The following is a 26,660-nucleotide window of genomic DNA, read 5'->3' as shown; positions in this document are numbered from 1 at the left end:
TAATCAAGCGAGTCAGCTACGGATTCGGTTGTTTTAGTAGCTTTAGATTAAGGATTCATCTAGTATTCGGAATTAAAAAGGCTGCCTAATCATAATACGATTAGGCAACCTCAGACAGCCGATTACCAACAACAGTTGACAAAGAGCCATAAATTTACACAGATAATTAGTAATCCCATTAGTAAGGTGAACGACCCAACCGGCGAGAAAAGGTGACAAAATCAAGTTGGATTTCGTTAGTAAGAGTAGCGGGGGGGATGTTAGTTAATGGCTCAAACTAAGAACTTGGGCGACGGGATGAAGATGTGGCTGGCTGAACAATGGTAAATTAGTTGTATAAGGTTGGTCTTGAACGACAGTGTACTGTCCACTAAAATTTGTGAGACCAGGAGCCTGCGTCAGCCAGGGTTCCGCCCACCGCGTTCCAACCCATAGTTGGCGGACGGTAGGCGGCCAGTTCTAACTAGGATGCTGTCAACAACTAATGTTTACGCCATGAGTCGCGTGGTGGCAACGTTTCTAGCCGATTTTCATCTCTCAACCCTGAGTCACTAACAAAAAAGTTGCGACCCATCAGTGATGGCCCGCAACGTCGTTTAAATTTGTTAGTAGAGGTGAAGCCTAGTCGGTTGCCTCACGGTTGTCCATGATAAGGTATAGAATCCAGTAACAGAAGAGCTGAATCAAAGTCATCAGTCCCACGAAGACCCACATGTTAGTGGTCCACATGTCCATCAACGGGCGAATGAATTGCTCGGGGTTGAGGAAGAGGTAGACGGTGTGAATACGTAGGAAGCGACCGATGTACAGCCCCACTGATGTCAGGAAGGTCAGCACCAACACGACGAACAGGCGAGCAATGCCGTTATCTTTGGCCAGTCGGTGGGTGATGGCCTGACTCACGTGATTGAGGCTCCAGAAGCCCAAAAATGAGCAGCTGACGGCGCTGATGATCATGTAAGTAAAGTAGATCCACAAGTGCGGCGTGACCCGCAGCAGGCCGCTCACGGCGTATGGTTGCAAGAGCGACAAATGGAACAGGTCGGTCAACAGGTAGGGCGCATTGGGATAAAAGAGCAACCACAACACGACTAGCGGCCAAAATAGCCAGCCACGCGGGCGTTTATTGCCCAGGTGAAAGCTCAGTTCAATGGGAATGGCGCCCAAGAAGGTATTGAGGACTAAGAAGGAAAAAGGGTCCTTGGCGCGGAAAAAGAGAAAAATAAGCCACGCCACGAAGAAAACGCGGATTTCCCACCGTGCTCGCCGTTTCATTGCCATCACCAATCCTTTCACAAACTACTACCTTTATTCTACAGCGTCATCGCCATAAACGAACGGAATATGACTTCTATCTTAGCAGATTATTAGCAGATAAATAATGCTCAGCGTTGACTTTAAGGAATCCGTAAGTTTTGCAACTGGCAAGGGATGTTTACAGGAATCAAGCGGAATCGGGGCGAAATGTCAGCGGTGCCGTGCTATAATGAAATTTGAATTCAATTTGGAGGGAAAGTCATGAACCTGGATTGGGGAAATCTCCTAACTATCGGCAATCTGGTCAACCTTCTCGACATTCTTGTGGTGTGGTTCGTCATCTACGAATTAATCGTGATGCTACGTGGAACAAAAGCGATTCAGCTGTTCCGGGGCGTCATTTTAATTCTGATTGTCCGCTTTGTCAGTGCCTACATGGGGCTGAACACGGTGTCGTGGCTGGTCGACCAGGTGATCAACTGGGGCGTTATTGCCATCATTATTGTTTTTCAACCAGAAATTCGGCGGGGGTTGGAGCACCTCGGCCGGGGGTCCCTGTTCGTCCGTGTCCGTCATGAAAATGAGGCGGCCAACAAGATGATCGAGGGCCTCGATAAGGCGATTCAGTACATGTCCAAACGGCGAATCGGGGCGTTGATGACGATTCAACGAGATACCGGGCTGGAGGACTACATTGAAACGGGCATTGATTTGGATGCCGAGTTGACCGGTGAATTACTGATCAACATCTTCATCCCCAATACCCCGCTACACGATGGGGCCGTTATCATTCGCAATAACCGCATTGCCGTGGCCGCGGCTTACCTGCCGTTGTCTGAAAGCAATCTGATCCCCAAGGAATTGGGAACGCGGCACCGGGCGGCCGTCGGTATTTCCGAAGTCACCGATGCGTTGACCATCGTCATTTCCGAAGAGACCGGGGAAGTCTCCATCACGAAGAACAACGAGCTGTTGCGCGGGTTGACCCAGACGGATTACCTGAAGTTCTTGCGTAATGAACTGGTCAACGACGAAGCCACGGAGAACAACAACGTGTTCTTAAAGGCGTTGGATTGGTTCGATCAACGGTTTAGAGGGGGGCGGCGTTAATGAAAAATGAACGTTACACCACGTGGTTGTACCGCATCCTCGCCCTCATCTTAGCGATTCTGTTGTTCTTCTACGTCAACAGCACCAAGTCATCGAATAGTGGGTCGTCCACGAGTACCACCAGTAACAACACGTCACTGACGGCGACCAAGACGATGACGGTGTCAGTCCCTTTACAATTAAACGTGAATAGTAATAAATATTTTGTGACCGGCTACCCTTCTAAAGTGAAAGTAAAGCTGAAGGGGCCGCTCGCCCTGGTGACCACGACGGCCAACACCCAAAATTTTAAGGTGTACGCCGCCTTGAGTGACCTGGGGGTGGGGAAGCATACCGTCACGCTACACCAAGAAGGGTTGAACCACGAGATTGCCTCCACGATTTCGCCGGCAAAAATCTCAGTAGACATCGAACCACGACGAACGGTTTCATTCCCGGTCAAGGTTCGGTATAATAGTCAAAACATTGCTGCTGGGTATAGTGCTGGCAAGGCGACCTCGGATACCACCACGGTCAAGGCGACCGGGGCGGCTAACGAGATCGCCAGAGTCAAGCAGGTGGTCGCCCAGTTGACGGTGCCGGCCAACACGAAGAAGACGGTCAAGAGTCAAGCCGTGATTGAAGCGCTGGACAGTAGTGGCAAGACGGTCAACGTCATTTTGACGCCGTCGACCACGACGGTGAACCTGCCCGTGACCTCGGATGGGGAGGGCAAGAAGGTCAGCGTCGATGTTTCCGGCAAGAATGGCAGCAGTGATTCGTCCTATTCGATTACGGCCAACCCCAAGAAGGTCATGGCTTATGGTAGTGAGAGTCAACTGAACAAATTAGGGAGTAGTGTGGCCGCGTCGGTGGATCTGAGCGATATCACCAGCAAGACTACCAAAACGATCACCCTAGATGCAGATGAAAATAATGTGACGGCCATTGACCCCACCACGATTCAAGTGACGGTCAATGTGTCGAGCAAATAAACCAACAAACAGATTGAGAAATGAGGAATTTTGACATGAAGTATTTTGGAACTGATGGTGTGCGGGGCGTTGCGAACCAAGATTTGTCACCCGAATTGGCGTTTAAAGTTGGCCGGTTTGGCGGTTACGTGTTGACCCAACACGCTGATAGCGACAACGCCCATCCCCAAGTATTGGTTGCGCGCGACACCCGAATCTCTGGTCAATTGCTGGAAAACGCCTTGGTCGCTGGTTTATTGTCCGTCGGCATCGAAGTGCTCCGGTTAGGCGTCATCACGACGCCAGCCGTCGCCTACTTGGTCCGGACGCAAGGCGCCGCTGCCGGGGTCATGATCACGGCCTCCCACAACCCAGTGGAATACAACGGTATCAAGTATTTCGGTAATGACGGCTACAAGTTGTCTGACGAAATGGAAGAAGAAATCGAAGCCTTACTGGACGCCAAGAGCGACGACTTACCACGGCCCACCACTGATGGCTTGGGGACCGTCGAAGATTATTCCGAAGGTAGCCAAAAGTACATCCAATTCTTGGAACAAACGATTGCGGACGACTTAGACGGGTTACATATCGCCGTTGACTCCGCTAACGGGGCTACCAGTGGACTGGTCTCACGGCTGTATGCTGACTTGAACCTGGACTTCGATACGATTGCGACGACGCCCAACGGCTTGAACATCAACGATCAAGTGGGGTCAACGCATCCGGAACAATTACAGAAGTTCGTCGTAGAAAAGGGCGCCGAGATTGGTCTGGCCTTTGATGGTGACGGAGACCGGTGCATCGCAGTCGACGAGAACGGCAACATTGTCGATGGTGACAAGATCATGTACATTTGCGGGAAATATATGGCAGAACATGGTCGCTTGAAGAAGGATACCATCGTGACGACTGTTATGAGTAACCTGGGCATGTATAAGGCTATGGCGGCCCACGAATTGAAGTCGGTCAAGACCAAGGTCGGGGACCGTTACGTGGTTGAAGAAATGCGGAAGTCTGGCTATAACCTGGGTGGCGAACAGTCCGGACACATCGTCTTCTTGGACTTCAACACCACGGGGGATGGCCTGTTGACCAGCTTACAATTGCTGCACATTTTGAAAGTGACTGGCAAGAAGCTGTCTGAACTGGCCGCAGATGTTAAGACGTATCCACAAAAGTTGGTCAATGTGAAGGTCGCTGACAAGCAAGCCGCCTTGGAGAATCCCCAAGTCCAAGCCATGATTGCGACCGTCGAAAAGGAAATGAACGGCGATGGCCGCGTGCTGGTTCGGCCTTCCGGGACAGAACCACTGCTGCGGGTCATGGCTGAAGCCCCAACTGAAGAAACGGTGGCGGGCTACGTCGACCGGATCGCCGATGTTGTGCGGGCTGAAGTCGGCGTTGAATAAAGTCTGAAGAAAAAGCGGAACCGGACGCGATCGCCTTTTGGCGCACGTTTCGGCCATTTAAAGTGACGTATAAGGGTCTGGGATATTTTGTCCCAGACCTTTTTGTCGGAAATGAACTGGACTTGAAGCTCCTGGGCGAGACGGTCACTTGCCAGCCAACCCTCAGTTTGAGTGGGCCATTTGCCCTGTTTTCAGGGGAATTTAGCGGTCAGAATTTACGCAAAATTTATTATTAAAAATTTGATAGACCGGTTTTGGCTTTTCTGATTGACAACCTTGGCTAAAGGCTGTAAAGTATAGTCATTCAGAGATGATTTTCATAATATTTCAGTCTATACCAATTTCTGAGAAAAGGGATTCATTTTACTAATCAAACTATCCGACCCGGCCGGTTTACCGGAATTGGTGTCGAGCAAAGGAAGATATGACTATGTGTGGAATTGTTGGTGTTACGGGGAACGACAATGCCGTTAAGATTTTAGTTGACGGTTTACAAAAATTGGAATACCGGGGTTACGATTCAGCCGGTATCTATGTTAATGATCAAAAGGGTCAGGACTACTTGGTTAAGACCAAGGGCCGGATCTCACAATTACGGGCGAAGATTACACCTGACGTTCACGGTTCCACGGGGATTGGGCACACGCGTTGGGCAACCCATGGGGTCGTTAGCGTGGACAATGCGCACCCACATTTCTCAAACGACAACCGGTTCTACTTGGTCCACAACGGTGTGATTGACAACTTCCAAGAACTGAAGGCGCAATACCTGAGTGATGTGCCATTCAGAAGCCAAACGGATACGGAAGTCGTCGTCCAATTGATCGACAAGTTCGCCGTAGAAGACAACTTGGATGCCAAGCAAGCCTTCTTAAAGACGTTGAGCCTGTTGAAGGGGTCTTCATACGCCTTCTTAATGATGGACCGCGAACAACCAGATACGCTGTTCGTTGCCAAGAACAAGAGCCCACTGTTGATTGGGGTCGGCGACGGCTTTAACGTGGTCTGCTCCGATGCCTTAGCCATGTTGCGGCAGACCCATGACTTCTTAGAATTGATGGACGGCGAAGTGGTCACGATTACGCCAGACAAGGTTGCGATTCAAGACGCCAACGGTCAACCCGTTGAACGCAAGACCTTCCACGTCGACATGAACCCGGACGAAGCTGACAAGGGGACTTACCCATTCTACATGCTGAAGGAAGTCGACGAACAACCTAACGTGATGCGGAAATTAGCCCAAACTTACCTGTCAGAACACGGCGAACCAGAAATCGACGATAAGTTGTTGAAGGCGATGCAAGCTGCTGACCGGCTCTACATCGTGGGTGCTGGGACCAGCTACCACGCCGGTTTGATTGGGAAGCGTCTGTTTGAAAACTTGGCGCACATCCCAACGGAAGTCCACGTGTCCTCCGAATTTGCCTACGAACAACCAATGTTGTCAGACAAGCCATTCTTCATTTTCCTGACGCAATCCGGGGAAACGGCTGACAGTCGTGAAGTCTTGGTCAACGTCAACGACGCGGGTTACCCCAGTCTGACCATCACCAACGTGCAAAACTCCACGTTATCACGGGAAGCCACTTACACGCTGTTGTTGCACGCCGGTCCAGAAATCGCCGTGGCCTCAACCAAGGCGTACACTGCCCAAATCGCGTTGGAAGCTATTTTAGCCAAGGCGCTGGGCGAAGTGACCGGACAAATCATTGCCCAAAACTTTAATGTTCGTCAACAATTAGGTTTGGTGGCAACGGGGATGCAAGCCATCGTCGACGAAAAGGATAAGCTGGAAAAGATTTCCAACGACTACCTGATGAAGACTAACCGGGCCTTCTACATTGGCCGGGGAATCGACCATGCCGTTTCCTTGGAAGCCGCTTTGAAGCTGAAGGAAATCTCTTACATTCAATGTGAAGGATTTGCTTCCGGTGAATTGAAGCACGGGACGATTGCCTTGATCGAAAAGGGCACGCCAGTCATCGGCTTCATCACCCAGGCGAAGACGGCCGGTTTGACGCGGAGCAACCTGCAAGAAACCATGGCTCGCGGCGCCAAGACCTTGACCATCGTGCGTGAAGGCTTAGCCGTAGACGGCGACGACTTGATTCTGCCAGACGTTGACGAAATGTTGATGCCATTGCTGAGTGTCGTTCCTGCCCAATTGTTGGCTTACTACACCAGCCTGAACAAGGGCTTGGACGTTGACAAGCCGCGGAACTTGGCGAAGAGTGTAACAGTTGAATAGGATTTAATTTAAAAATAATTTGGTGGTCACCTCGCAGTTCATCCTGCGGCGTGACCACTTTTTTGTTCTGAACATGACAGGGGGTGCTTGCCGCCTACCGTTGCGCGAAAATAGGCTGGAACGCGGTGGGCGGTCCAGACGAGCCAAGGGGCGGTCTCGTCTTCGCTTTGAGCCGAGGACCGCGTTTCAAAGACGCCAGTTGTCTAAGCGCCAAAGCCCGCCGCTAAGCAAACTCCCACGGCTGAGCCTATTTTCGCTCCACTCTTGGCTACGATTGGGGTTGTCCAGAACACTTGTGGTTTCCATTAGAAATGGGTTGGAATCAACATCACCTTTGTTAGCGAACGGCGAGGCGGTCAGCATGAAACCACGGTTGCCAACTAACTTTGTTCGCCACAGATCAAGTGTTTTCCTTGCCTAAACTTAAGTTTAGTTGTATAGTATTCCCAAATCACTCATAAGAGGAACGGAGGTGCAGACCATGAAATATACGAAACGAGTCGATAGTCACAAGAACCAAAAACAGCGGGATGCGACCTTTGAAAAATTCCGCAAGCAACAAAATGAGTTAAGTGCGAACCGCCGCGGTGTTCGGCGGAAGTAGGACGGGAGCCAGTGGCGAACGCCCTTTTTGTTTACAGAAAATTTACCAAACTCCTGAGCAAAAAGCTTGAAAAACTGGTCTAGAGCATTTATAATTGGGCTATACCATTAAGAGAGGGAGACTGAATGATATGAAACAATTAACGAATATGAATGTACAAATTGTCAGTGACAAGCAGGCAGGCGGCAAAGCGGGGTTCCAAGTCTTTGAGAACGCCTTACAAAACGGGGCAAAGGTACTGGGCTTGGCCACTGGGAGCACGCCAGTCACGATTTATGAACAACTCGTGGCCAGTGATTTGGACTTCAGTCAGTTAACATCGGTCAACCTAGACGAATACGTGGGCTTGAGTGCGGATCACCCACAAAGCTACCATTACTTCATGCAACAACATTTATTCAATGCCAAGCCATTTGCCCATTCCTACGTGCCAGACGGTGCTAACTTGGACGCCGCTGCAGCAACCAGTGAATATGACCAAATCATCGCGGACAATCCAATTGATTTACAGCTATTAGGCTTGGGTAAGAACGGGCACATCGGCTTTAACGAACCCGGCACGGACCCTGAATCGACGACCCACAAGGTCACGTTGACGGCATCGACGATCGACGCCAACGCCCGGTTCTTTGACAATGCCGATGAAGTGCCGCGCTACGCTTACTCCATGGGTATCGGATCCATCTTGAAGGCCAAGCAAATCTTAATTGTGGCTTACGGTGAAGCCAAGGCGGCCGCCGTCGCTGCTATGATCCAAGGCCCCGTTACGCCAGACGTTCCGGCCAGTTATTTGCAGACTCATCCGAACGTGACCGTGATTTTGGATGAAGCCGCTGCGAGTCAGTTAGATTAAGTCTTTGTGTCAACCGCGTTTTCTCTTAAATTTCCCTTTCTGCACCCGGTCCAGATATGGTATTCTTGACCTGGAAACGATTTTAAGGGGGAAACCGGTAAAATGAAACGAACAAAAAGATGGCTACTGGCCACGCTGATTGTTGGCGCGGGTCTCGGTGGTCTCACCATTGGTAAGGGAACGGGTCATGCGGCGACTACCGATCCCCAAACTTTCATTTCAACGTTGAAAAGTCCCGTCACCTCGGTGGCGAATAAGTATAAATTGTATCCGTCCGTCATGATGGCGCAGGCGGCTTTGGAAAGTGCTTGGGGGACTAGCACGCTGACCACGACGGCCAATAATTACTTTGGTATCAAGGGTAGTTATAATGGACAGTCCGTGACGATGCAAACGGCAGAATACGATAGTAACGGCCAGCTGTATTACACGGATGCGAATTTCCGTAAATATCCCAGTGCCAAGGCGTCGATGACCGACAACGCGACCTTGTTGCGGGGTGGCACCAGCTACAATCCCGCGTTATACAGTGGCACGTGGCGGGAAAATGCGGCCACGTACAGCGATGCGGCCAACGCCTTGACCAATACTTATGCGACATCACCAACTTATGGCTCCAGCTTAATCTCAATCATTAAGACCTATGGGTTGAACACGTTGCTGGACGGGAGCGCAAGCAGTTCCGCATCCTCTAGCAGCAGTTCGTCATCCGAGTCCTCGACGACGGCGAAGCCAGAACCGACATATGCATCGGCGAAATATTACGGCGGTGCCAGTGGGCAAACGGCGCGGTTGAACAGTAAGTACACCAGTTACCGGCTCTACAACCACGTGAAGGGGACGCGAGCAAATATCACCAAGACGGCTTGGAAGAAGGTACCGGCAGGGCAAAGTGTGCAGGTTTACCTGGACATGCGGGGCGTGAAGACCACGGCCGCCGGTAACAAGACCACTTGGTACCGTATCAGATTTAGCAACAGTGCTTCAGCCAAGAAGTACTGGCTTTACGGTAAGGCATTGACCCTGCCGACGGTGAAGTACAGCAAGGGCACAGCGAAAGTCAAGGTCAACAATGCCTTAAGTGGCTACTACTATAACCACGTTTACAATTCGCCGTACCTAGCCAAGTCGATGGGCAAGTTAAAGGCGCTGACTGCCAAGTCTTACACGGCCGATAACCAGGCCATCCGGACGCAAGATGGCGTTAAGACCACTTGGTATCGCATCAAGGTCGGCGATAAGAAGTACTGGATCGCCGCCAATGAGGCCGCAGCTAGTCCGCAGTACGACTATGTGACTTACGCCAACGCCAGTGGTACCAAGAAGCTGAGTGCCAAGTACAGCAAGTATCATTTGTACAACCACGTGAAGAAGACCCACTTCAACCAACAGACCTTTGATTGGCCGAAGGGTGTGAAGAAGGGCACCAAGGTCACCGTGAACTATAAGGGCGTGAAAACGACCTACGGCACGACTTGGTATCGATTCAAATTTAGTGGCGACAAGACCAATTACTGGGTCGATTCGCGTGCATTAGCTTAAGTAAGTTCACCGAAGAGTTTGGGACAATCCCCAGACTCTTTTTGTTCACCTGAAGGATGAATGAATACGTTGATTCCCGGAGCGACAGCGTTTTGTCTACTAAAATGAGTGAAGCCAGGAGCCTGCGTCAGCCAGGGTTTCGTCTGCTATGGGGAACACCTCCAGCCTGAGAGGCGGGCTTCCGGTTCGCTTTGAAGCCTGGCAAAACCTGCCAGTCTCCAAAGTCGTCCCACGCTGTAGGCTGAGAAAAAACCTCAGCCAACACCGTCGTCACAGCTGGCTTCACCCTGGCTGCCTCCGGCGAAGAGTGACGATCATCAGCAATACTGTGTTAGTCAACGACTAGTTGTTAAATCAACTGCTGATTGGGGCTAAGCCGACTGTTACTAGCGTACACCTTAGTAGCCGAGAGTCCGTCAACTATGGGTTCAGCCGTGGGAGCTGTCTTAGCGGCGCGGTTCATGCCGCTTAGACAACTGGCGTCTTTGAGACGTGGGCTTCGGCTCAAAGCGAGGCCGAGACCGTTTCTCAGGCTCGGTCCGGTCCGCCCACCGCGTTCCAACCCATAGTTGGCGGACGGTAGGCGGCCAGCTCGAACTACGAAGCTACGAACGACTGATTTTTATGACTTGAGTCGTGTGGTGGCAATGCTTCTAGTTGATTTTTGTCTATCAGCTTTTAGCTGATAACCGCCTGCTAGCTGACGCTTTTTACCAGCCGGTCCTTAACAAAGTGCTAAAGCTCACGGAAAATTACCCACAAGTCAGAAATTTTTGGTATAATACAACAGACTGAGCCTGGTACGTTGACGGGCACGTAGGTAACGCAAAAACTGAGTTAGGAAGTTTAATTCATGGATAATTCTTACAAAATTAAAGTACAACACGTGACGAAGGAATACGATCTATACAAGAGTCAAGCCGAAAAACTCCGGTCATTCTTCTCGCTACGCAATTCTACGGTGCCGCACTTCTGGTCACTAATGGGAATTTCCCTGGAAGTGAAGCCGGGTGAAACACTGGGCTTGATTGGGGTCAATGGGTCTGGAAAGTCCACGTTGTCCAACATCATCTCTGGCATCATTCCCCAAACGACGGGGACAGTCGACGTTCGCGGCGATACCTCGATCATTGCGATTGGGGCCGGCTTACGGGGCAACCTGACGGGGTTGGAAAACATTCGGTTGAAGGCCTTGATGCAAGGGCTGACCAATCCCGAGATTGACGCCTTGATGGATGATATCGTGTCGTTCGCGGATATTGGCGATTTCTTATACCAACCCGTTAAGAGCTATTCTTCCGGGATGAAGTCACGGTTGGGCTTCTCCATTGCCGTGCACGTCAACCCAGACATTCTCATCATTGATGAAGCCTTGTCTGTCGGGGATGACACCTTCTATCAAAAGTGTGTGGACAAGATTTCCGAATTCAAGGATGAAGGCAAGACCATCGTCTTTGTCAGTCACTCCTTGAAGCAAGTCGAAATCCTGTGTGACCGAGTTGCTTGGATCCACTACGGTACGCTGAAAGAAATCGGCGCAACCAAGGACGTGGTCAAGCACTACCGCGAATTCACCAAGTGGTTCAAGAGCCAGACCAAGAAGGAAAAGAAGCACTTCCAACGGCAAATGAAGACCAATCAGAAGTCATTCGATATTGACGCTTACCAAAAGCAAGTCACCGAGGAACGTCAGGCGGCAGCACCAACTGACCGTAATGTGGCAGCCGAGGTCAAGAAGGACTTCTACGGTTCCGTCATCAGTGAAAAGATGAGCTGGGGCAACCGGCTATTGACCAGTGTTGTCGCCGTAGTCTTTGTCGTGGCTTGTCTGGTCAACATTTCTGGCCACTCGCTGGGCGAAGTCATCGAACACCCAAGTAACATCGTGCACCCAGAAACCGTTCTGCACGACCAGAACAAGACCACTAACGTCAAATAAATTAAAACTCGATAAGAAAATAGATAGATTTTTATCATTTATCGTGGTATCTTTAAGTTACCATTTATTTACCCCTTTATTTAATTTCCCAATGAATTGAATAAAGGTTTATCTCTCATTTGGTGAAGACTAAATGGCGGGGCTGGAGCAATCCAGCCTCTTTTTGTTTAACGAAACGTTGAGAGTAGCATTAACGCGGTAATTCCCGAAAGGACAGTATCCTGTTCACTGAAATTAGTCAAACCAGGAGCCTGCGTCAGCCAAAGATTCCGCCTGCTATGGCGGACACCTCCAGCCTGAGGAACGGTCTTCCGGTTCGCTTTGAAGCCTGGCAAACCCGCCAGTCTCCAAAGTCGCCCCACGCTGTAGGCTGAGACAAAACCTCAGCCAACACCGTCGACACAGCTGGCTACATCTCTGGCTGCCTCCGGCGTGTTAGCGATGATCAGCAACCTTGTCCTAATTAAGGACTAGTTGTCAAATCAGTTGCTACTTGTGGCTAAACTAACTGTTACTAGCAAGCACACTTGTAGCCGGGAGTTCGCCAAATATGGGTTCAGCCGTGGGAGTTGTCTTAGTGGCGTGGTTCATGCCGCTTAGACAACTGGCGTCTTTGAGACGTGATTTTCGGCTCAAAGCGAGGCCGAGACCGTTTCTCAGGCTCGGTCCGGTCCGCCCACCGCGTTCCAACCCATAGTTGGCGGACGGTAGGCGGTCAGCTCAAACTACGAAGCTGTAAACGACTAATTTTTACGCCGTGAGTCGCGTGGTGACAATTTTTTTGGCTGATTTTCATCTCTTAACCTTTTTTATCTAAAGGAAAAGTGTGTTTGGAAGCAATCGCCAAGTTGTGTTGCCACCTAAAAGTTTTCCAGGAATAGCCAATAGTTGGTAAATTCACTAACGAACAACTAAAGCCGGATCAGCAGGCGATTACAGCCCACAAATCGTCAAGCCCCATGGCCATATCACAAAAAAATAGTGAAAATTACCAACTATTTTCTGAAAAGTATTGACAGCGCTTACAAAAACCGGTATATTATATCTCGTAAGGTATTAATAATTACCTTCTAATCAATTCTCTTTCTCTCTTATGCCGACCACTGCCATTCCCTGGTAGTGGTTTTGTTTTGCCCAAAATCACGGTATAATAGAAATATTGTGTGGAGGTGATTGTAATGAAAAGCCATGAGACATTTACATTGATCGAGGAAATTACGCGCCTTGACGGCAGCAAGTACATGGAAATCAGTGACATGGTACAAAACGGCCGGGCTGAGCTAGCGGTTGAACGGAAGCTAATCAAGCAGGTCCGCATCCTCCAACTTAACATTGCCCACACGCCACACGTGCAGGCCTACGAGGACTATGTCAATGAGAACTACACGATGCCAGCTGAGGACTTCACTGAATTTCAGGAGTGGAAACGCACGCCGGAGATGCAAGAGGAAGTCGCCGCAATTTTGCATGAAAACCATATTGGGTAATTGTTAGTGGTGGGCCGCATTTAATCGGTCACTTAACTTTATCAAAAACGATGACAGCTCCAGCGCAGCTTAGGCCGACGTGGGGGCTTTTTGCGTTGCCATGGCAGGCAGTCATCTATCAGTATATAAACCAATTGTTAGTTGGATTGGCTACAAAATTGTGGTACTCAACTAGTAATCGTGCTACTATGAAAACGGATTCACTAATACACATATTTTTTGTTTTGGAGGGACATTTTATGAAAAAATCTTTAACTGTGATGAGTGCGTTGTTAATGCTGACTAGTGCGGGGGCCGGTATTTCCCTGAACCAAGTCGCTGCCCCAACGCCAACGGCACAAGCGGCTGCTTTGAATGCGGCTAAACTGGCTAATGGTAAGTACAGCATCAAGTTCAACGTCTACAAGACGGGGACCACGACGGCATCCGAAGCGGCACAATACCTGAGCAGCAAGGCCACGGTCAGCGTAAAGAATAAGAAGGCCACGGTCACCATCAAGGGTACCGCTGCCGGCAACAAATTCATCCAAGCATTGACGTTGGGCGGCAAGGACGCACAAGTCAAGAAGGTAGCTAGCGGCAATACATATACCTTCAGCAACGTCAACTTGAAGAAGGACCAAGTCATTGGGTTTAGTTTAGCCGTTCCAATGAACGGGCAAACCGTTAAGATGCAAGAATCTGCGACCCTGAAATTTAACACCAGCAGCTTGAAGGCCACCAGTAAGGCCAAGGCCAAGAAGGTTGCGCTGAGCACCAAGAAGATCAAGGCCAAGGCCAAGAAGTTAAGCGGGACCACGACCAAGGGCGCTAAGGTTACGGTCAAGCACAACAAGAAGACCTTAGGTAAGGTGACGACTAAGAAGAAGGCTTACACGGTCAAGTTGAAGAAGGCTGTGAAGAAGAGCTGGAAGTTAAAGGTCACTGCCACCAAGGCCGGCTACAAGACCGTGACGAAGACTGTTACTGTTAAGTAAGTGAAGTGGTAAAGTCACTACCGGTTTCGGTGGTGATTTTTTGGTTATGCAAGTAAACGTGAGCCAATTTAAAAACAACAACGAAAGAAATGGGGGAGCACTCATGAAACACGTTCAGCAATTATTCCGGCTGCTTGGCTGGCTCATGGTCGGCCTGGCACTCTTGGTCTGGGGTCAACCCGTGAGCGGACACGCAGCCACTTTGACCAACGGCATTTATCAAGTGCCGCTCAAGATTTTGAAAGCCGATAGTTCTGCGACCTCCACGGCGAGTCAGTTTTTTGGCAAGTCAGCGGTCGTGCGCGTGAATGACGACCAGTACACGGTGTTGATCACCTCCAACGGTGCGCAGTACATCAAGTCGATGACCGTGGCCAAGCAACCGGTGACCAAGGTCAAGACGGCGAAGTCACAGACCATTTATCAGTTCAATTTGACCAAACAAACCAGTCCGTTGACGACGACCTTTAGCCTGACCACGCCATTGGGCGCCATGAACGAGACGGCACGGTTGACCCTGAACTGGGGCCATGCCAAGTCGCTGAGCAGCAGCACCGCGACCAGCGACTTGATTGCCCAGGCGGTCAAGTTGATTCCAGCTACCAGCAGTAGTTCCGGCATCAAGGTGCCCAAGACGACGGGGACCACGACCAGCACAAAGACGTCGAAGGCAGCTAAAACCACGACTAAGTCCGAATACTGGCGTTACCAGGTCCTGCAGGGCAGCAAGATGGCCAAGTCAGAGGCCGACCAGTATTACACGGACGTGGCCACGGTCACGCCCCAGGGTAGCGGCTATCAGGTAACCCTCAAGGTCGCCTACGCCAAGTCACTGAAACTGGGGAGCCGGGCGGTCGTGCCCGAATCGATCAACGGCCAGCAGCCGCAAAACGTGACGTATGGTCAGCAAGGTAAGACCTACACCCTGCGCTACGCCTTTACGGTCAAACGGCCAAGTCAGCTGACCCAGAAATTAATTCCGGGCCGCATTCACGTCACGGTACCGGCCATGAACATCAGCCAGACCTTTCCCGTCCGCTTCCGGTTTGCCCGGAGTGGGGCGGCGGATCAAGCGGCTGCGGCCAACGTGAGCGTCTTGCCCCAAAACAAGAACGCAGCGGCGCCCGCGACTAGCAGTGTTACCACCAGTAGCAGCAGTGCTCAGCCCCAGCACAAGGCGGAACTCCCGGCAACCGGTGAGCGTCACGGCCTAGCCCCGCTGGCGGGTATCATGGTCCTGGGCATCTTAGGGTTAGGAGGCAGCATTTATGTTAAAAAGCATTAAAACGGTGATCCTCGTCCTGACGCTGGGGGTGCTTGCCAGTCTGTTGCCCATGACCGCGCACGCTCAGTCGCTGGATTATTCAGCACTGAAGTACGGCACCAATCAGACCTCCATGGCCAGCGGGTATTTCGTCCATCCCGCTAAGGTGACCGTGCAGCATCACGCCTACGTGGTGACCATGGACATTAAGACCGCTAAGAAGCTGACGAGTTGGCCGGTCACGGTGCTATCAGTCGACGGTCATGCGCCGGAAAATGTGCGTAAGACCAAGGACAGCGCGGGCAATTCGCATTTGTACTACGCGTTCACCACGACCAATTTGAAACGCAAGGTCAATGCCAAATTAGCCATCGACGTTCCCGATGTCTACAAGGCCAAGCACCTGATCACCTTTAAATTCAAGACCAATCAACTGCCAGCGTTGACGTCGACCAAACCAGCGACCAGCGCGGCGAAAACGACCAAGACCACGTCGGCGACGACTAGTAGCCATCATCAACCGGCGACCACGCAGAGTAGTCACGCATCGTCTGCGGCCAAACCAGCGACCAAGACGCCCAAGCGCCAGCACAGTCGGCAGACGAGCCAGTCCAGTGCGACTAGCAGTCAGTCCAGTCAGTCGTCGGCAACCAGCAGCCAGTCGCAACAGCAGAGCACGGCGGAAGCTGACCAGGTTCCCCAACAAAAGACGCATTGGGGCGGCCTGATCGGTGGGGCCGTTGCCATCATCGTCTTAGTCGGCGGTGGCAGCTGGTGGTACTTCGGTCGGCATTAGGGGGCAGCAGAAATGAAGAATCCAAGAACCATTGGGTTGACAACCTTAGTAGTCATCCTGGTCGTCGGCCTGATTGGCGGGGGAGTCGCTTGGCACCAGCACCAACGCCGGGCGACTCAGCCGCGCATTGTGGCGACGACCTATGCCATCGTGCAGATCGCCGATAAGCTGAATTTACCGCTAGTCGGAGTACCGACGACGGCCAACACTTTACCGCAACGTTATCAGCACCTCACCAAGGTCGGCAGTCCCATGAATCCCAGCGTGGAGAAGATTACGGCATTGAAGCCCACGGCGGTCTATTCTGTGACCACACTGAATGACCAATTTGGCAAAGCTTTTAAGGCCCAACACGTCACGCCCCATTTTCTAGACCTGACCAGTGTGGCGCATCTACAGACCACGCTAACGCAGCTGGGGAAACGTTACGACCGGCAGTCGGCCGTAGCTAAGCAAAATGCCCACATTAATCAGGCCAAACGCCATGCGCGCCAGCAGGCTAAGGGCCGACCACGGCCACGAGTCTTAGTCTTGATGGGTTTGCCCGGCGCCAGTTATATGGTGGCCACGAACCGCGCTTACGTGGGCGACTTGGTCCGGCTGGCGGGCGGCAACAACGTCTTTACTAGCAGTAATCAAGAGTATCAACAACCCAACGATGAGGCTATTCAAAAGGCCAATCCGCAGGTCATTTTGCGCCTAGAGCACGCCATGCCCAAGATGGTCACGCAACAATTTAAGCAAGAATTCAAACGGAATGCGATGTGGGCCAAGACATCGGCGGTCAAGCACCACCGCGTCTATGATCTGCAAGAGCCCATTTTTGACGCGACCGCCAACATGCGCGTCGTCACGGCCTTAGACCAAGTGAGTCAGTGGCTGTATCCCAAGGGGGCGACCGCATGACGAAAAATAGCGGCTGGTGGTACGGTGGGGTCATCGTGCTCTTACTGGCCACCGGCGTGATCGCCTTGATGGCGGGGACCACTTGGCTCGGGTTGCCGCAGTTGGTTCAAGCCGCGCGGGAGCCGGGGAGCACGGCCTTTGTGACCGTTTTTTCCCTGCGGTTACCGCGGATTTTGAGTAGTCTGATCTGTGGCGGCAGTCTGGCCGTGGCCGGCGCCTTGTTTCAAGCGGTCTTTCGCAATCCCATCGCGGACCCCAGTATCTTGGGAATTAGTTCGGCGGCGGACTTTTTCAAACTGGGTGGGGCTTTGCTTTTGCCATGGTTACCCGGCCGAAATTGGGTGATGGCGGTGGTCGGCGGTTTGGTCGCCTTGGTCATCTTGACCAGTGGCCGCGCATTAGCCGATCCGTATCGGCTGATCATCGTCGGGGTCGCACTGGATGCGACCTTCGTTGGTCTCCAGCAGCTCTTGAGCAGTGGCGCCGCGCAGGTCAGTCATAGCACGTTTAACGGGACGACCTGGGCCGATGCGACGACAGTCCTGATTCTCGGCATTCTCGGGCTCATTGGGGCCTTGTTACTGGCACCCTGGGCCAATTACCTGAAACTGACCGACAGCGCCTTAAAGAACGTCGGTGTGCCGGTTAACGTGATTCGCTGGAGTCTGCTACTGCTGGGGATGTACCTGGCCGTGAGTGTGACGGCCGTGGTCGGTGCGATTCCATTCGTTGGTATCGTAATTCCTAATGTCGCTCGCCGGCTGGTCGGCCACGATTACCAAACGCTAGTGCCGTTTTCAATGCTAGCGGGGGCGTGGCTGATGCTAGCCGCGGATACCTTGGGGCGGACCGTCATCGTGCCCAGCGAGATTTCAGCGGCGACCATGATGGCCATCATTGGCGGACCATTTGTCATCATTTTGCTACAACGGGGGCGAGGATTTCATGGAATGTCAACACGTTAGCTATCAGTATCCCCACCAGCCGCAGGGGCTACACGACCTGACCGGGACCTTTCCACCAGGGCAGGTCACCACGATCATTGGGCCTAATGGTGCGGGCAAATCTACGCTACTCAACCTACTGGCCCAACGACTACCGCTCCAAGCCGGGCAAATTTTACTCGACCAGCAGCCCGTGACGCAGTTAAAACCCAAGGTACTGGCCCAGCAGGTCGCCATGGTCACGCAACGCCATCAGTTGTATGATGAGCTGACGGTGCGCGAGGTTGTGGCCACGGGGCGGTTGCCGTATCACGGCTTATTACAGGCGGTGCCGCCGGCCGAGGTCACGCCTTATTTGGCGGCTAACGGCTTGACGGACCTGGCCGACACGATAATGCAAGACCTCTCGGGGGGCCAGCAGCAGCGTGTTTGGTTGGCCGCAGCGTTGGCGCAAGAACCCAGTGTGTTGTTGCTAGACGAGCCCACGACCTACCTGGACGTCCACTACCAACAGGTCCTAATGACCCAGTTGCGGCAGTTGGCGGCACAGGGCATGACGGTCATCCAGGTACTGCACGACATCAATCAGGCCTTTCGCGAGAGTGATTGGTTGTGGCTGTTGCAGGCGGGCCAATTAGTGGCTAGCGGCACGCCCGCTGATTTGCGCGACGCGACGCTATTGGCGCGGGCCTTTGCGACGCCGATTGAAATCGTCGACGTGCCCCAGCTCGGGCCTTACATTGTCCAGATTCCGCAGTGAGTTTGACGCTTGCTGCCGAGGTTGGCTTGAGCTGGTCGCCTTACCGTCCGCGCGATATGAGCTGGAACCGGCAGGCGACCAGCGCCAACTGGAGTTGCCAAGCTAAACAAAATCAAATCAATTAAAGCAAATCGCAATTAATCACCTGATTGGTGAATAATTGCGATTTTTTAATCGGTAAATTAGTCTGTTAGGAAACTGATGAGACCAACGTTTAGCCGCTTATCAGTCGTTCAATATATAATATTTTATATACAATTGGACATAACTTTATATTTACAAAACGATGGAAGCGCTTTATCCTAACGATGTACGCGGTTTAGGTCAGCTAATTGGGGGATGCGGTCAATAAGCTACGCGCAAATTTTAGTGATGGAGGGAAGGTCAATGAGCACCTATCGACGGCTTAATAAAACACTTTTGTGGGTGTTGGTGATTGCGTTTTCGATTTTGATTGCTGGTGGCTTGCTGATTTTTAAGAATGAAGCCCCACGGCCAACGAAAATTGTCAGCCAAAACGGGACGACGTTAGTGACCAAGCAACAATTAATTTCGGGACAAGCGGTCTACGAAAAATACGGGCTCACCGATTACGGGAGCTACCTGGGAAATGGGACTTATTTCGGTCCAGATTACACGGCCCAGGCATTACACGTTTATATTCAGGGGATGTACCAATACTATGGCAACAAGCAGTATGGCAAGTCCTTTAAAGCCTTGACCGCCGAGCAACAAGCCGGTATCAAGGGCAAGGTCAAAGAGGAGATTCGTCAGAACCGTTACGATGCCAAAACGGATCAGTTAACGTTGACGACGGCCCAGACCGCGGGGTTAAATCATTTAACCAGCTATTATCGGCATCAATTACGTAACAACCCGCGGCAGGCTGGGATGCCAGAAAATATGATTCGCAACAACACGGATGACTTCATGCAGCGGGGCGACAAGATCGACCAGCTGACGTTCTTCTTTTTCTGGGGTGCCTGGTTATCCTCGACCAATCGGCCGGGACAAACCTACTCGTACACCAACAACTGGCCGTATGACCTCGAAGCTGGCAACGTGATGACCAGTGACGCGATGGTCTGGACGGCGCTGTCAGTGGCCTTACTGGTCGCGGGTGTCGGTGTCGTCATCTACTTTTACAAGCGGTATCATTTCGACATGGAATACACGTTGGACTATGACAAGATTGGTGCTATCAAGACGGATGAACCAATCACGCCATCGCAGCGCAAGGCGGCCAAGTACTTCTTGATCGTCATGGGAATGTTCTTCATTCAAGTCCTCTTAGGGGAGCTGCTGGCGCACTACTACGTGGAAAACGGGTTCTTCGGGATTCCGCTACAAAATATTTGGCCATTCAACCTGGCGAAGACCTGGCACTTACAGCTGGTCATCTTCTGGGTCGCAACGGCTTGGCTGGCGACGGGGATTTACATCACGCCGCGAGTCTTGGGCCGCGAACCTAAACGCCAAGGCTTCCTGGTCGACACGTTATTTTACGCGTTACTCATCGTGGTCGCCGGCTCAATGCTGGGCGAATGGGGGTCCACGTTAGGCATCATCAACAGCAAGTGGTGGCTGTTCGGTCACTACGGCTGGGAATACGCAGAAATGGGTAAGTTCTGGCAGATTCTGTTTATCTTAGGCATGGTCCTGTGGGTCATCATTCTTTGCCGCGGGTTCTTACCAGCCATCAAGATCAAGAAGAATCTGGACCGCTCACGCCTGCTCCAGCTGTTGCTGAGTGGGTCGATTGCCATTCCGGCCTTTTACTTGGCGTCACTGTTTATTTTGCCAAATTCTCACGTGACTTTCGCCGATTACTGGCGGTGGTGGATCGTCCATCTGTGGGTTGAAGGGATTTTTGAATCCTTTGCCGTCATTTTAATTGGGTACTTGTTAGTCGATATGAAATTAACGACGATCAAATCCACGATTCGCGCTCTGTACTTCCAGTTGATTCTCTTGCTGGGGACTGGGGTCGTCGGCATGGGACACCATTACTTCTGGGAAGGGGACCATTCCATTTGGTTGGCCCTCGGGTCATGCTTCTCCGCTTTGGAAGTTATTCCACTGTGTCTGCTGGTTTGGGAGGCCTACACGCATTACAAGGTCTACCGCGACAGTCAATTGGACTTCCCATACAAAGGGACCTTCATGTTCCTGGTTTCGACCGGGTTGTGGAACGCGCTGGGTGCCGGGGCCTTAGGCTTCTTGATCAACGCACCGGCCATCAACTTCTTTGAACACGGCACGCAATGGACGTCGGCCCATGCCCACGCTTCCATGGCGGGGGTCTATGGCTTCTTCTCGATTGCCATCATGCTCTTTGCCATGCGGCATCTGACCAAACCAGAATTTTGGACGGCTAAGGTCGAAAAATGGGTCAAATGGGCTTGCTGGTTATTTAACATCGGTTTGGCCGGCATGGTCTTCATTACCTTGATGCCAATGGGCTTCCTGCAATTAAAGGACGCCTTAGACTTCGGTTACTGGCACGCTCGGCAGATGAGTTTCTACAAGGAACCAATCATTCAGGGCTTAACGATTGCCCGGTCGGTTCCAGATATCATCTTCACGGCGGGGGTAGTCATCATTGGAATCATCTTCTTACGGGCCATGTTCCACTTGAAGCCAGCCTCGAAGAAAATCAATCCAGTGGACTACGATATTCAATAGCTTGCATTGGATTGATGAAACCAGGAGTCTACCGTGTGCCAACCCATATTTGGCGGACGGTAGGCAATCATCTGTCAATCTTTAGCAGTTAAATCAAAAAGACATGAACAAAAACAGGCAGAAAATTCTCGTTTCTGGAGAATTTTCTGCCTGTTTTTCGATAGCAACCGAGTGATGACTCAGTCTGTTGTCGATAATTTTAGTCGCATGATGACGAGTGTTGCGATGATTAGCTGTGACAGTATGTTAGTCAATCGCGGCCTTAATCTGTTCGATGCGGTCGTACAGGACCCCGTCACGCAGACCGGCGTTGGAGAAGGTGATCTGTTGCGAATCCAACAGCCGCATCAACAGCGCTACCGGAATCAGACCGCCGATGATGATGTCGGCCCGGTCCTTGGACAATCCCGGCACCTTTTTGCGCTCTGCCAGGTCGAGTCCCAGCAATTGAGTCAGGGTGTTGTAAACGTCGGTGGCGTTGAGCTTGTAGCCGTGGACGTCTTCAAAGTTTAAGAAGTTCTTAGTGCGGCGATTGATCTTTGCCAGCGTTCGGTTGGCGCCACCCAGACCAATCACGGGGAGGTTAGCGGCCTCCCGCAACCACCAGACGTCGTTGAACACGTTATTCACGAACGTCATCGCAGCGAAGAGGGAATCCGCTTGGACCTTGTCGCTTTCCAGATAGGCTTGCGACAAGGTGACGGACCCCAGTGGAATCGAGACCACGTGCTTCATTTGTCGGTTTTGGACCAGGATCAGTTCTGAAGAACCGCCCCCGGTATCGACCAACAAACCGTTGATGATGGGCAGGGTGTGGACCACGCCGACGTAATCGTAACGGGCCTCAGTCGCTCCAGAAATGACGTCGAAGTCGAGGTCGAATTTGTCCTTGACCTGCTTCAAGAAGTATTTCTGGTTGGTGGCCTGGCGAACTGCCGCCGTGGCCACCGCCACGATGTTGGCATCGTCTAATTTATCGTAGATGGTCTTGAAATCAGCCAGGGCGGCTAGCGTCCGTTCAATGGCCGCGGGCTGTAAAGTCTGTTCCGTGCCCATGTTTTCGGATAACCGCACGTAGCGTTTCTCCTCCGTCACGGTCTTATGGTTGCCGGCCTCATCAATTTCGCTGATCGTCATGCGTACTGAGTTTGATCCTAAGTCAATGACAACTAAATTTTCCATTTATTCTAGACTCCGATCGATTGGGGATTTAGGCTGATTCTTCGGACTTAGCATGGGTTTGAACTGCCGCGGCGCATTGCTGTCTTGCGGCTTGTGGGTGGCGTTGGCCTTGATTTTGGCCGTGGCCTGCGCCATGAAGGCCTCTTGGGCGTCCAACGGTTCCAGCCCCCGCCGGTCGACCCGCGCATAGGTGCGGTCAGCCAGCAGAACCCGTGTTTTGACGTTATCATGCCAGAGCGTCGCGAAAATGTCAAAGACCCGTTGCCGCAAGTCGTCTTGCAAAATTGGGAAGAGCAGTTCGACCCGCCGATTGAGGTTCCGCGTCATCAAATCGGCACTGGACAGGTACAGTTGCGGGTCACCGGCGTTGGCAAACGCGTAGATCCGACTGTGTTCCAGAAAGCGGCCGACGATGGAGTGAACCTCGATGTTTTCGCTGAGTTCGGGAATGCCAACGTTTAAGCAGCAGATGCCCCGCACGATTAACTTGATCTTGACGCCAGCGTGGGAGGCTTCGTAAAGCTTGGCAATCATGGCGGAATCGGACAGCGAATTCATCTTCATTTCAATCCAGGCGTCTTGGCCGTTGCGGGCATTGGTGATTTCTTGGTCGATCTTGGCGACGATGAAGTTACGAATGCCGTTGGGCGACATGTGCAGCTGGTGGAAGTAAGGGGGTTCGGAGTAGCCAGACAGCATGTTGAAAATGTTGGAGGCGTCGATCCCCATGTCCGTGTTGGTCGTCATCAGGCCCAAGTCGGTGTAGAAATGAGCGGTGACGTCGTTGTAGTTCCCGGTCCCCATGTGCATGTAGCGGCGGATGCCGTCGGGTTCCCGGCGAACAATCAACGCCAACTTGCAGTGGGTCTTTAAGCCAATCAGGCCATAGATAACGTGACAGCCCATCTTTTCCAGTTGTTGGGCCCAGTGGACGTTATTTTCCTCATCAAAACGCGCCTTGACTTCAACCAGCACGGTGACTTGCTTGCCGTTTTGGGCGGCATTGCCCAAGTACTTGATGATCGGCGAGTTTGAAGAGACCCGGTAGAGCGTCATCTTGATGGCCAAGACGCCGTCGTCACAGGCCGCCTGACGAATCAGTTCCGTGACCCCGGCGAAGGTATCAAAGGGGTGGTGGACCAAAACGTCGTGTTGCCGAATGGTCTGGAAAATGTCATCGTCATGCTGCAAACCGGGCGTCCGGGCAGCCGTGAAGGCAGGATAACTCTCGTCGTCATGACCGCTGATCTGCTTGACCAGTTTGCTCAAGTAGGTCAGGTCGATGGGACCGCCAATTTCATAGACCGCATAGTCCGCAATTTCCACGGAGTTGATCAGCCGCGTCCGCAAAGATTGACTGATGCCCGCTTCGACTTCCATCCGCACGGCGCGCCCGTGTTCTCGTTTCTTGAGTTGTTGTTCGACTTCCTTCAAGAGGTCGGACGTATCTTCTTCGGCCACATCCAAGTCCATGTCCCGAATGACCCGGTAGTTGGCAGCTTCCTTGACCTGGTAGCCAATGAAGAGGTTGCCAATGAAGGTCTTGATGATGTCTTCCAGCATGATAAAGCTGTTATCAGCGCCAGGCAGGCGAACGGTCCGTGGGAAGATGTCAGGCACTTGCACGGTGGCAAAGCGCTTGTCCTTCTTGTCGCCGTTCTTGTAGAGCCGTAGCGCAATGTTCAAGGTGTTGTTCCCGATGAACGGAAATGGCCGCGAGCTATCGACTGCCATGGGGGTCAGGGCTGGTGAAATTTCGTCATTAAAATACTTTTCGATGAACCGCGTCTGTTGCGGCGTTAATTCTGCTGGCGTCAGGACGTGGATGTCCAGGTTGTTCAGCGCAGGAATCAACATGCGATTCAACGTGGAATACTGTTTGATCACTTGGTCGTGGGCCTTGGCGTTGACCGCCAACAGTTGGTCTTCGGCCGTCATGCCCGAGGCGTCTGGCTTCGGATAGTTAACGGCGGCTAATTTAGACAATGAGGCCACCCGAACCATGAAAAATTCATCAACGTTACTCTGCGTGATGCCTAAGAACCGCACCCGTTCCAGCAGGGGGTTGGCCTTGTCGCGGGCTTCTTCCAAGACCCGGTCGTTAAAGTCTAACCAGCTCAGCTCCCGGTTGGTGTAGTACTTCGGTTTCGTAAAATCTACTGTCATTTGTGTAATCTCCTTTGTTTCAATACCGGTTGTAAGCCGAAGACGTCCGCGAAGAAATCAGCCTTGTAGTTGAAGGCCCAGCGGATGAGGGACAGTTCGTCATCACTGAAGACGGTAATAATCACTTTGTTAGTCCGGACGGAAATGGAGATGCGCTGAATCGTCTGCTGGTGGGCGTCGTCCAGGGCGTCCGCAATCCGTAAAATGGCGGATAACTTAGCCACGACCAAGCGCTTTTCACTGTCGAGCTGGCGGAAATGGGCCAGGTCCTCGGCCGGCGTGCGGGTGCTGTGGTACCGTGAGACCGCCGCGATAATCTGGGTTTCCTCAGTCGACAGGCCCAGCATTTCGGATTGCTTCAGCACATAGTCGGAGTGCAAGTAGTGCTGATGGGTATCAATGAACCCGCCAATGTCATGGACGATGGCCGCTACTTGAAGGAGCAGGCGGTCACGCGTTGACAAGTGGTGCAACGGTTTAAGTTGGTCAAAGAGATGCAAGGCAAAGCGCCGTACCAGGTTCATGTGATTGGGTTCCACGCGGTAACGGCGGGCCAGGTCGTCGGCAGCGGCTAAGATTTGATTGTCGAAATGGTATTTGTGATAGCCGGCTTCGATAGCCTGGTTGGTGGTCAACCCGTCGATGACGTTCAAGTTGACCAGGTGGAGTTTTTCAGCGTGGACCACGGTCAGCAATTTCTTGATCAAGAGCACAACCGGGAGCACGATTTCAACATTTTCTTCCGTCAGGTGCAGGCGTTCCATGAGGTATTGGTTGGAAGCGCCGGACACGTCGGCACAAAACTTATTGAACTCCTTAATGGAAAGGGTGTAGCTAGTGTCGCCCTTGGGGATGAAATAAGTATTGAGAGGGGCAGCCCCCACGAGCATGACTTGGTTCGGGACCGTTTGCATTTCATCCGGTAAGAACCGATAAAAGTCGTCAACCTTACTATTGATGTAATCGTCCAGCACATCCACGGGATTGGGTGCCGTGGCCCGCAAATTTTGTAAGACCTCTTTGATGCGGATGGGACCTAACTTCATATTGTGAGAGGCCACCAAGTCACCGTGGGCAAAGAAGGATAGCGTGGTACTGCCGGAATTCAGGCCGATGATGGCCGCGTGATCCTTGACCAGGTGATGATATCGGTCGAGCTTTAAGGCAATGGCTTCGTTGCGGACGAAGGATTCTTCGCCTAAGGACAGCCATTCGATGTGCAATCCGGTGCGAACGTAGAGCTGATCACGCATGAATTCTGCGTTGGGCGCCGATGACAGGGCCTGTGATCCCCATAATTTATAGTGGGTGACGCCGTAATCCTTCAAAATCTGAAGAAATCCACGCAGTGCCTCGACGGCATCGGCCACGGTTTCGAAACTGATTTCTTCATGGTTGTAAATATTTTCCCCGATGGCGACGGTCGACTTGACCCGCTCGGTTTGGGTGCCGGTTTTCAAATTCACGATCGACAGTTCGATACTAGAAACATTGACGAGCATTGCGCCAAAATAGTCATCAGCCATAAACTTCATCTACTTTCTACTAATTTATCTAAAACCTGCAAAACTGGTG

General features: G+C 51.9%; 20 protein-coding genes. 16 read left to right on the top strand and 4 right to left on the bottom strand.

From position 1 onward, the window contains the following. Window positions 1–621 precede the first annotated feature (621 nt). Window positions 622–1,281 carry a DUF1361 domain-containing protein gene (locus EKM83_RS04520; protein ID WP_125575438.1) on the bottom strand — a complete coding sequence of 220 codons (660 nt, stop codon included), beginning with the start codon at window positions 1,279–1,281 and terminating at the stop codon, window positions 622–624. Between the two features lie 237 nt (window positions 1,282–1,518). Between EKM83_RS04520 and cdaA the strand changes: the two genes are divergently transcribed. The 16 genes from cdaA to EKM83_RS04440 all read left to right on the top strand — a co-directional run bounded on the left by cdaA (window position 1,519) and on the right by EKM83_RS04440 (window position 21,737). Next, the gene (gene cdaA / locus EKM83_RS04515; protein WP_125575437.1) at window positions 1,519–2,367 is read left to right on the top strand and encodes a diadenylate cyclase CdaA; all 849 of its coding nucleotides are present in this window, start codon (window positions 1,519–1,521) and stop codon (window positions 2,365–2,367) included. Next, entirely contained in the window at window positions 2,367–3,341 is a 975-nt protein-coding gene (locus EKM83_RS04510; protein WP_125575436.1) for a CdaR family protein, read from the top strand. Before cdaA ends, EKM83_RS04510 begins: the two co-directional genes overlap by 1 nt. Window positions 3,342–3,376: 35 nt before the next feature. Beyond that, window positions 3,377–4,732, top strand: coding sequence for a phosphoglucosamine mutase (gene glmM, locus EKM83_RS04505; RefSeq protein WP_125575435.1), 1,356 nt, complete (start codon window positions 3,377–3,379; stop codon window positions 4,730–4,732). Window positions 4,733–5,162: 430 nt separating this feature from the next. Beyond that, window positions 5,163–6,980, top strand: coding sequence for a glutamine--fructose-6-phosphate transaminase (isomerizing) (gene glmS, locus EKM83_RS04500; RefSeq protein ID WP_125575434.1), 1,818 nt, complete (start codon window positions 5,163–5,165; stop codon window positions 6,978–6,980). A gap of 481 nt (window positions 6,981–7,461) precedes the next feature. Next, window positions 7,462–7,584 carry a hypothetical protein gene (locus EKM83_RS13520; RefSeq protein WP_125575433.1) on the top strand — a complete coding sequence of 41 codons (123 nt, stop codon included), beginning with the start codon at window positions 7,462–7,464 and terminating at the stop codon, window positions 7,582–7,584. A 148-nt stretch (window positions 7,585–7,732) separates the two neighbouring features. Then, a complete protein-coding gene (locus EKM83_RS04490) occupies window positions 7,733–8,437 on the top strand; it encodes a glucosamine-6-phosphate deaminase (RefSeq protein ID WP_164505591.1) in 705 nt (234 codons plus the stop codon). 102 nt (window positions 8,438–8,539) lie between these two features. Next, window positions 8,540–9,979, top strand: a complete 1,440-nt coding sequence (locus EKM83_RS04485; RefSeq protein WP_125575431.1) for a glycoside hydrolase family 73 protein — start codon at window positions 8,540–8,542, stop codon at window positions 9,977–9,979. Between the two features lie 853 nt (window positions 9,980–10,832). Then, window positions 10,833–11,918: an ABC transporter ATP-binding protein gene (locus EKM83_RS04480; protein ID WP_125575430.1), complete on the top strand. Its 1,086-nt coding sequence runs from the start codon at window positions 10,833–10,835 to the stop codon at window positions 11,916–11,918. A 1,178-nt stretch (window positions 11,919–13,096) separates the two neighbouring features. Further along, window positions 13,097–13,405 (top strand): hypothetical protein, encoded by a 309-nt coding sequence (locus EKM83_RS04475; protein WP_125575429.1) that lies wholly within the window; start codon window positions 13,097–13,099, stop codon window positions 13,403–13,405. Window positions 13,406–13,644: 239 nt separating this feature from the next. Beyond that, entirely contained in the window at window positions 13,645–14,382 is a 738-nt protein-coding gene (locus EKM83_RS04470; protein ID WP_125575428.1) for an NEAT domain-containing protein, read from the top strand. Window positions 14,383–14,485: 103 nt separating this feature from the next. Then, window positions 14,486–15,667, top strand: a complete 1,182-nt coding sequence (locus tag EKM83_RS04465; protein ID WP_125575427.1) for an NEAT domain-containing protein — start codon at window positions 14,486–14,488, stop codon at window positions 15,665–15,667. Continuing rightward, window positions 15,651–16,442, top strand: a complete 792-nt coding sequence (locus EKM83_RS04460; RefSeq protein ID WP_125575426.1) for an NEAT domain-containing protein — start codon at window positions 15,651–15,653, stop codon at window positions 16,440–16,442. Before EKM83_RS04465 ends, EKM83_RS04460 begins: the two co-directional genes overlap by 17 nt. A 12-nt stretch (window positions 16,443–16,454) precedes the next feature. Then, window positions 16,455–17,348, top strand: coding sequence for a heme ABC transporter substrate-binding protein IsdE (gene isdE / locus EKM83_RS04455; RefSeq protein WP_125575425.1), 894 nt, complete (start codon window positions 16,455–16,457; stop codon window positions 17,346–17,348). After that, window positions 17,345–18,313: an iron ABC transporter permease gene (locus EKM83_RS04450; protein WP_125575424.1), complete on the top strand. Its 969-nt coding sequence runs from the start codon at window positions 17,345–17,347 to the stop codon at window positions 18,311–18,313. The genes isdE and EKM83_RS04450 overlap by 4 nt, the downstream gene beginning before the upstream one ends. After that, window positions 18,294–19,052 (top strand): ABC transporter ATP-binding protein, encoded by a 759-nt coding sequence (locus EKM83_RS04445; protein ID WP_125575423.1) that lies wholly within the window; start codon window positions 18,294–18,296, stop codon window positions 19,050–19,052. The genes EKM83_RS04450 and EKM83_RS04445 overlap by 20 nt, the downstream gene beginning before the upstream one ends. A 387-nt stretch (window positions 19,053–19,439) precedes the next feature. Further along, a complete protein-coding gene (locus tag EKM83_RS04440) occupies window positions 19,440–21,737 on the top strand; it encodes a nitric-oxide reductase large subunit (protein WP_125575422.1) in 2,298 nt (765 codons plus the stop codon). 246 nt (window positions 21,738–21,983) lie between these two features. On the opposite strand, the gene ppx is transcribed toward EKM83_RS04440, so the two are convergent. From ppx to EKM83_RS04425, 3 genes are read right to left on the bottom strand one after another with little or no spacing between them, the layout of a single operon-like run. After that, window positions 21,984–22,919 carry an exopolyphosphatase gene (ppx, locus tag EKM83_RS04435; RefSeq protein ID WP_125575421.1) on the bottom strand — a complete coding sequence of 312 codons (936 nt, stop codon included), beginning with the start codon at window positions 22,917–22,919 and terminating at the stop codon, window positions 21,984–21,986. Beyond that, window positions 22,920–25,085, bottom strand: a complete 2,166-nt coding sequence (locus EKM83_RS04430; RefSeq protein WP_125575420.1) for an RNA degradosome polyphosphate kinase — start codon at window positions 25,083–25,085, stop codon at window positions 22,920–22,922. It lies immediately after the preceding gene. Beyond that, window positions 25,082–26,611 (bottom strand): Ppx/GppA phosphatase family protein, encoded by a 1,530-nt coding sequence (locus EKM83_RS04425; RefSeq protein ID WP_164505589.1) that lies wholly within the window; start codon window positions 26,609–26,611, stop codon window positions 25,082–25,084. The genes EKM83_RS04430 and EKM83_RS04425 overlap by 4 nt, the downstream gene beginning before the upstream one ends. Between the last annotated feature and the right edge of the window lie 49 nt (window positions 26,612–26,660).

Origin of the sequence: Levilactobacillus angrenensis (genome assembly GCF_003946085.1) — a bacterium.
Taxonomy (GTDB): Bacteria; Bacillota; Bacilli; order Lactobacillales; family Lactobacillaceae; genus Levilactobacillus; species Levilactobacillus angrenensis.
This window is presented reverse-complemented; position numbering and strand designations above follow the sequence as displayed.

What these genes read in the sequence shown, in the direction of transcription:
- EKM83_RS04490 (WP_164505591.1), top strand. Translation starts at nt 7,733, where the DNA reads ATGAATGTACAAATTGTCAGTGACAAGCAGGCAGGCGGCAAAGCGGGG.
- EKM83_RS04440 (WP_125575422.1), top strand. Translation starts at nt 19,440, where the DNA reads ATGAGCACCTATCGACGGCTTAATAAAACACTTTTGTGGGTGTTGGTG.
- EKM83_RS04480 (WP_125575430.1), top strand. Translation starts at nt 10,833, where the DNA reads ATGGATAATTCTTACAAAATTAAAGTACAACACGTGACGAAGGAATAC.
- EKM83_RS04445 (WP_125575423.1), top strand. Translation starts at nt 18,294, where the DNA reads ATGGAATGTCAACACGTTAGCTATCAGTATCCCCACCAGCCGCAGGGG.
- glmS (WP_125575434.1), top strand. Translation starts at nt 5,163, where the DNA reads ATGTGTGGAATTGTTGGTGTTACGGGGAACGACAATGCCGTTAAGATT.
- isdE (WP_125575425.1), top strand. Translation starts at nt 16,455, where the DNA reads ATGAAGAATCCAAGAACCATTGGGTTGACAACCTTAGTAGTCATCCTG.
- EKM83_RS04485 (WP_125575431.1), top strand. Translation starts at nt 8,540, where the DNA reads ATGAAACGAACAAAAAGATGGCTACTGGCCACGCTGATTGTTGGCGCG.
- EKM83_RS04470 (WP_125575428.1), top strand. Translation starts at nt 13,645, where the DNA reads ATGAAAAAATCTTTAACTGTGATGAGTGCGTTGTTAATGCTGACTAGT.
- ppx (WP_125575421.1), bottom strand. Translation starts at nt 22,919, where the DNA reads ATGGAAAATTTAGTTGTCATTGACTTAGGATCAAACTCAGTACGCATG.
- EKM83_RS04510 (WP_125575436.1), top strand. Translation starts at nt 2,367, where the DNA reads ATGAAAAATGAACGTTACACCACGTGGTTGTACCGCATCCTCGCCCTC.
- EKM83_RS04475 (WP_125575429.1), top strand. Translation starts at nt 13,097, where the DNA reads ATGAAAAGCCATGAGACATTTACATTGATCGAGGAAATTACGCGCCTT.
- EKM83_RS04430 (WP_125575420.1), bottom strand. Translation starts at nt 25,085, where the DNA reads ATGACAGTAGATTTTACGAAACCGAAGTACTACACCAACCGGGAGCTG.
- EKM83_RS04460 (WP_125575426.1), top strand. Translation starts at nt 15,651, where the DNA reads ATGTTAAAAAGCATTAAAACGGTGATCCTCGTCCTGACGCTGGGGGTG.
- EKM83_RS13520 (WP_125575433.1), top strand. Translation starts at nt 7,462, where the DNA reads ATGAAATATACGAAACGAGTCGATAGTCACAAGAACCAAAAACAGCGG.
- EKM83_RS04425 (WP_164505589.1), bottom strand. Translation starts at nt 26,611, where the DNA reads ATGGCTGATGACTATTTTGGCGCAATGCTCGTCAATGTTTCTAGTATC.
- glmM (WP_125575435.1), top strand. Translation starts at nt 3,377, where the DNA reads ATGAAGTATTTTGGAACTGATGGTGTGCGGGGCGTTGCGAACCAAGAT.
- EKM83_RS04520 (WP_125575438.1), bottom strand. Translation starts at nt 1,281, where the DNA reads ATGGCAATGAAACGGCGAGCACGGTGGGAAATCCGCGTTTTCTTCGTG.
- cdaA (WP_125575437.1), top strand. Translation starts at nt 1,519, where the DNA reads ATGAACCTGGATTGGGGAAATCTCCTAACTATCGGCAATCTGGTCAAC.
- EKM83_RS04465 (WP_125575427.1), top strand. Translation starts at nt 14,486, where the DNA reads ATGAAACACGTTCAGCAATTATTCCGGCTGCTTGGCTGGCTCATGGTC.
- EKM83_RS04450 (WP_125575424.1), top strand. Translation starts at nt 17,345, where the DNA reads ATGACGAAAAATAGCGGCTGGTGGTACGGTGGGGTCATCGTGCTCTTA.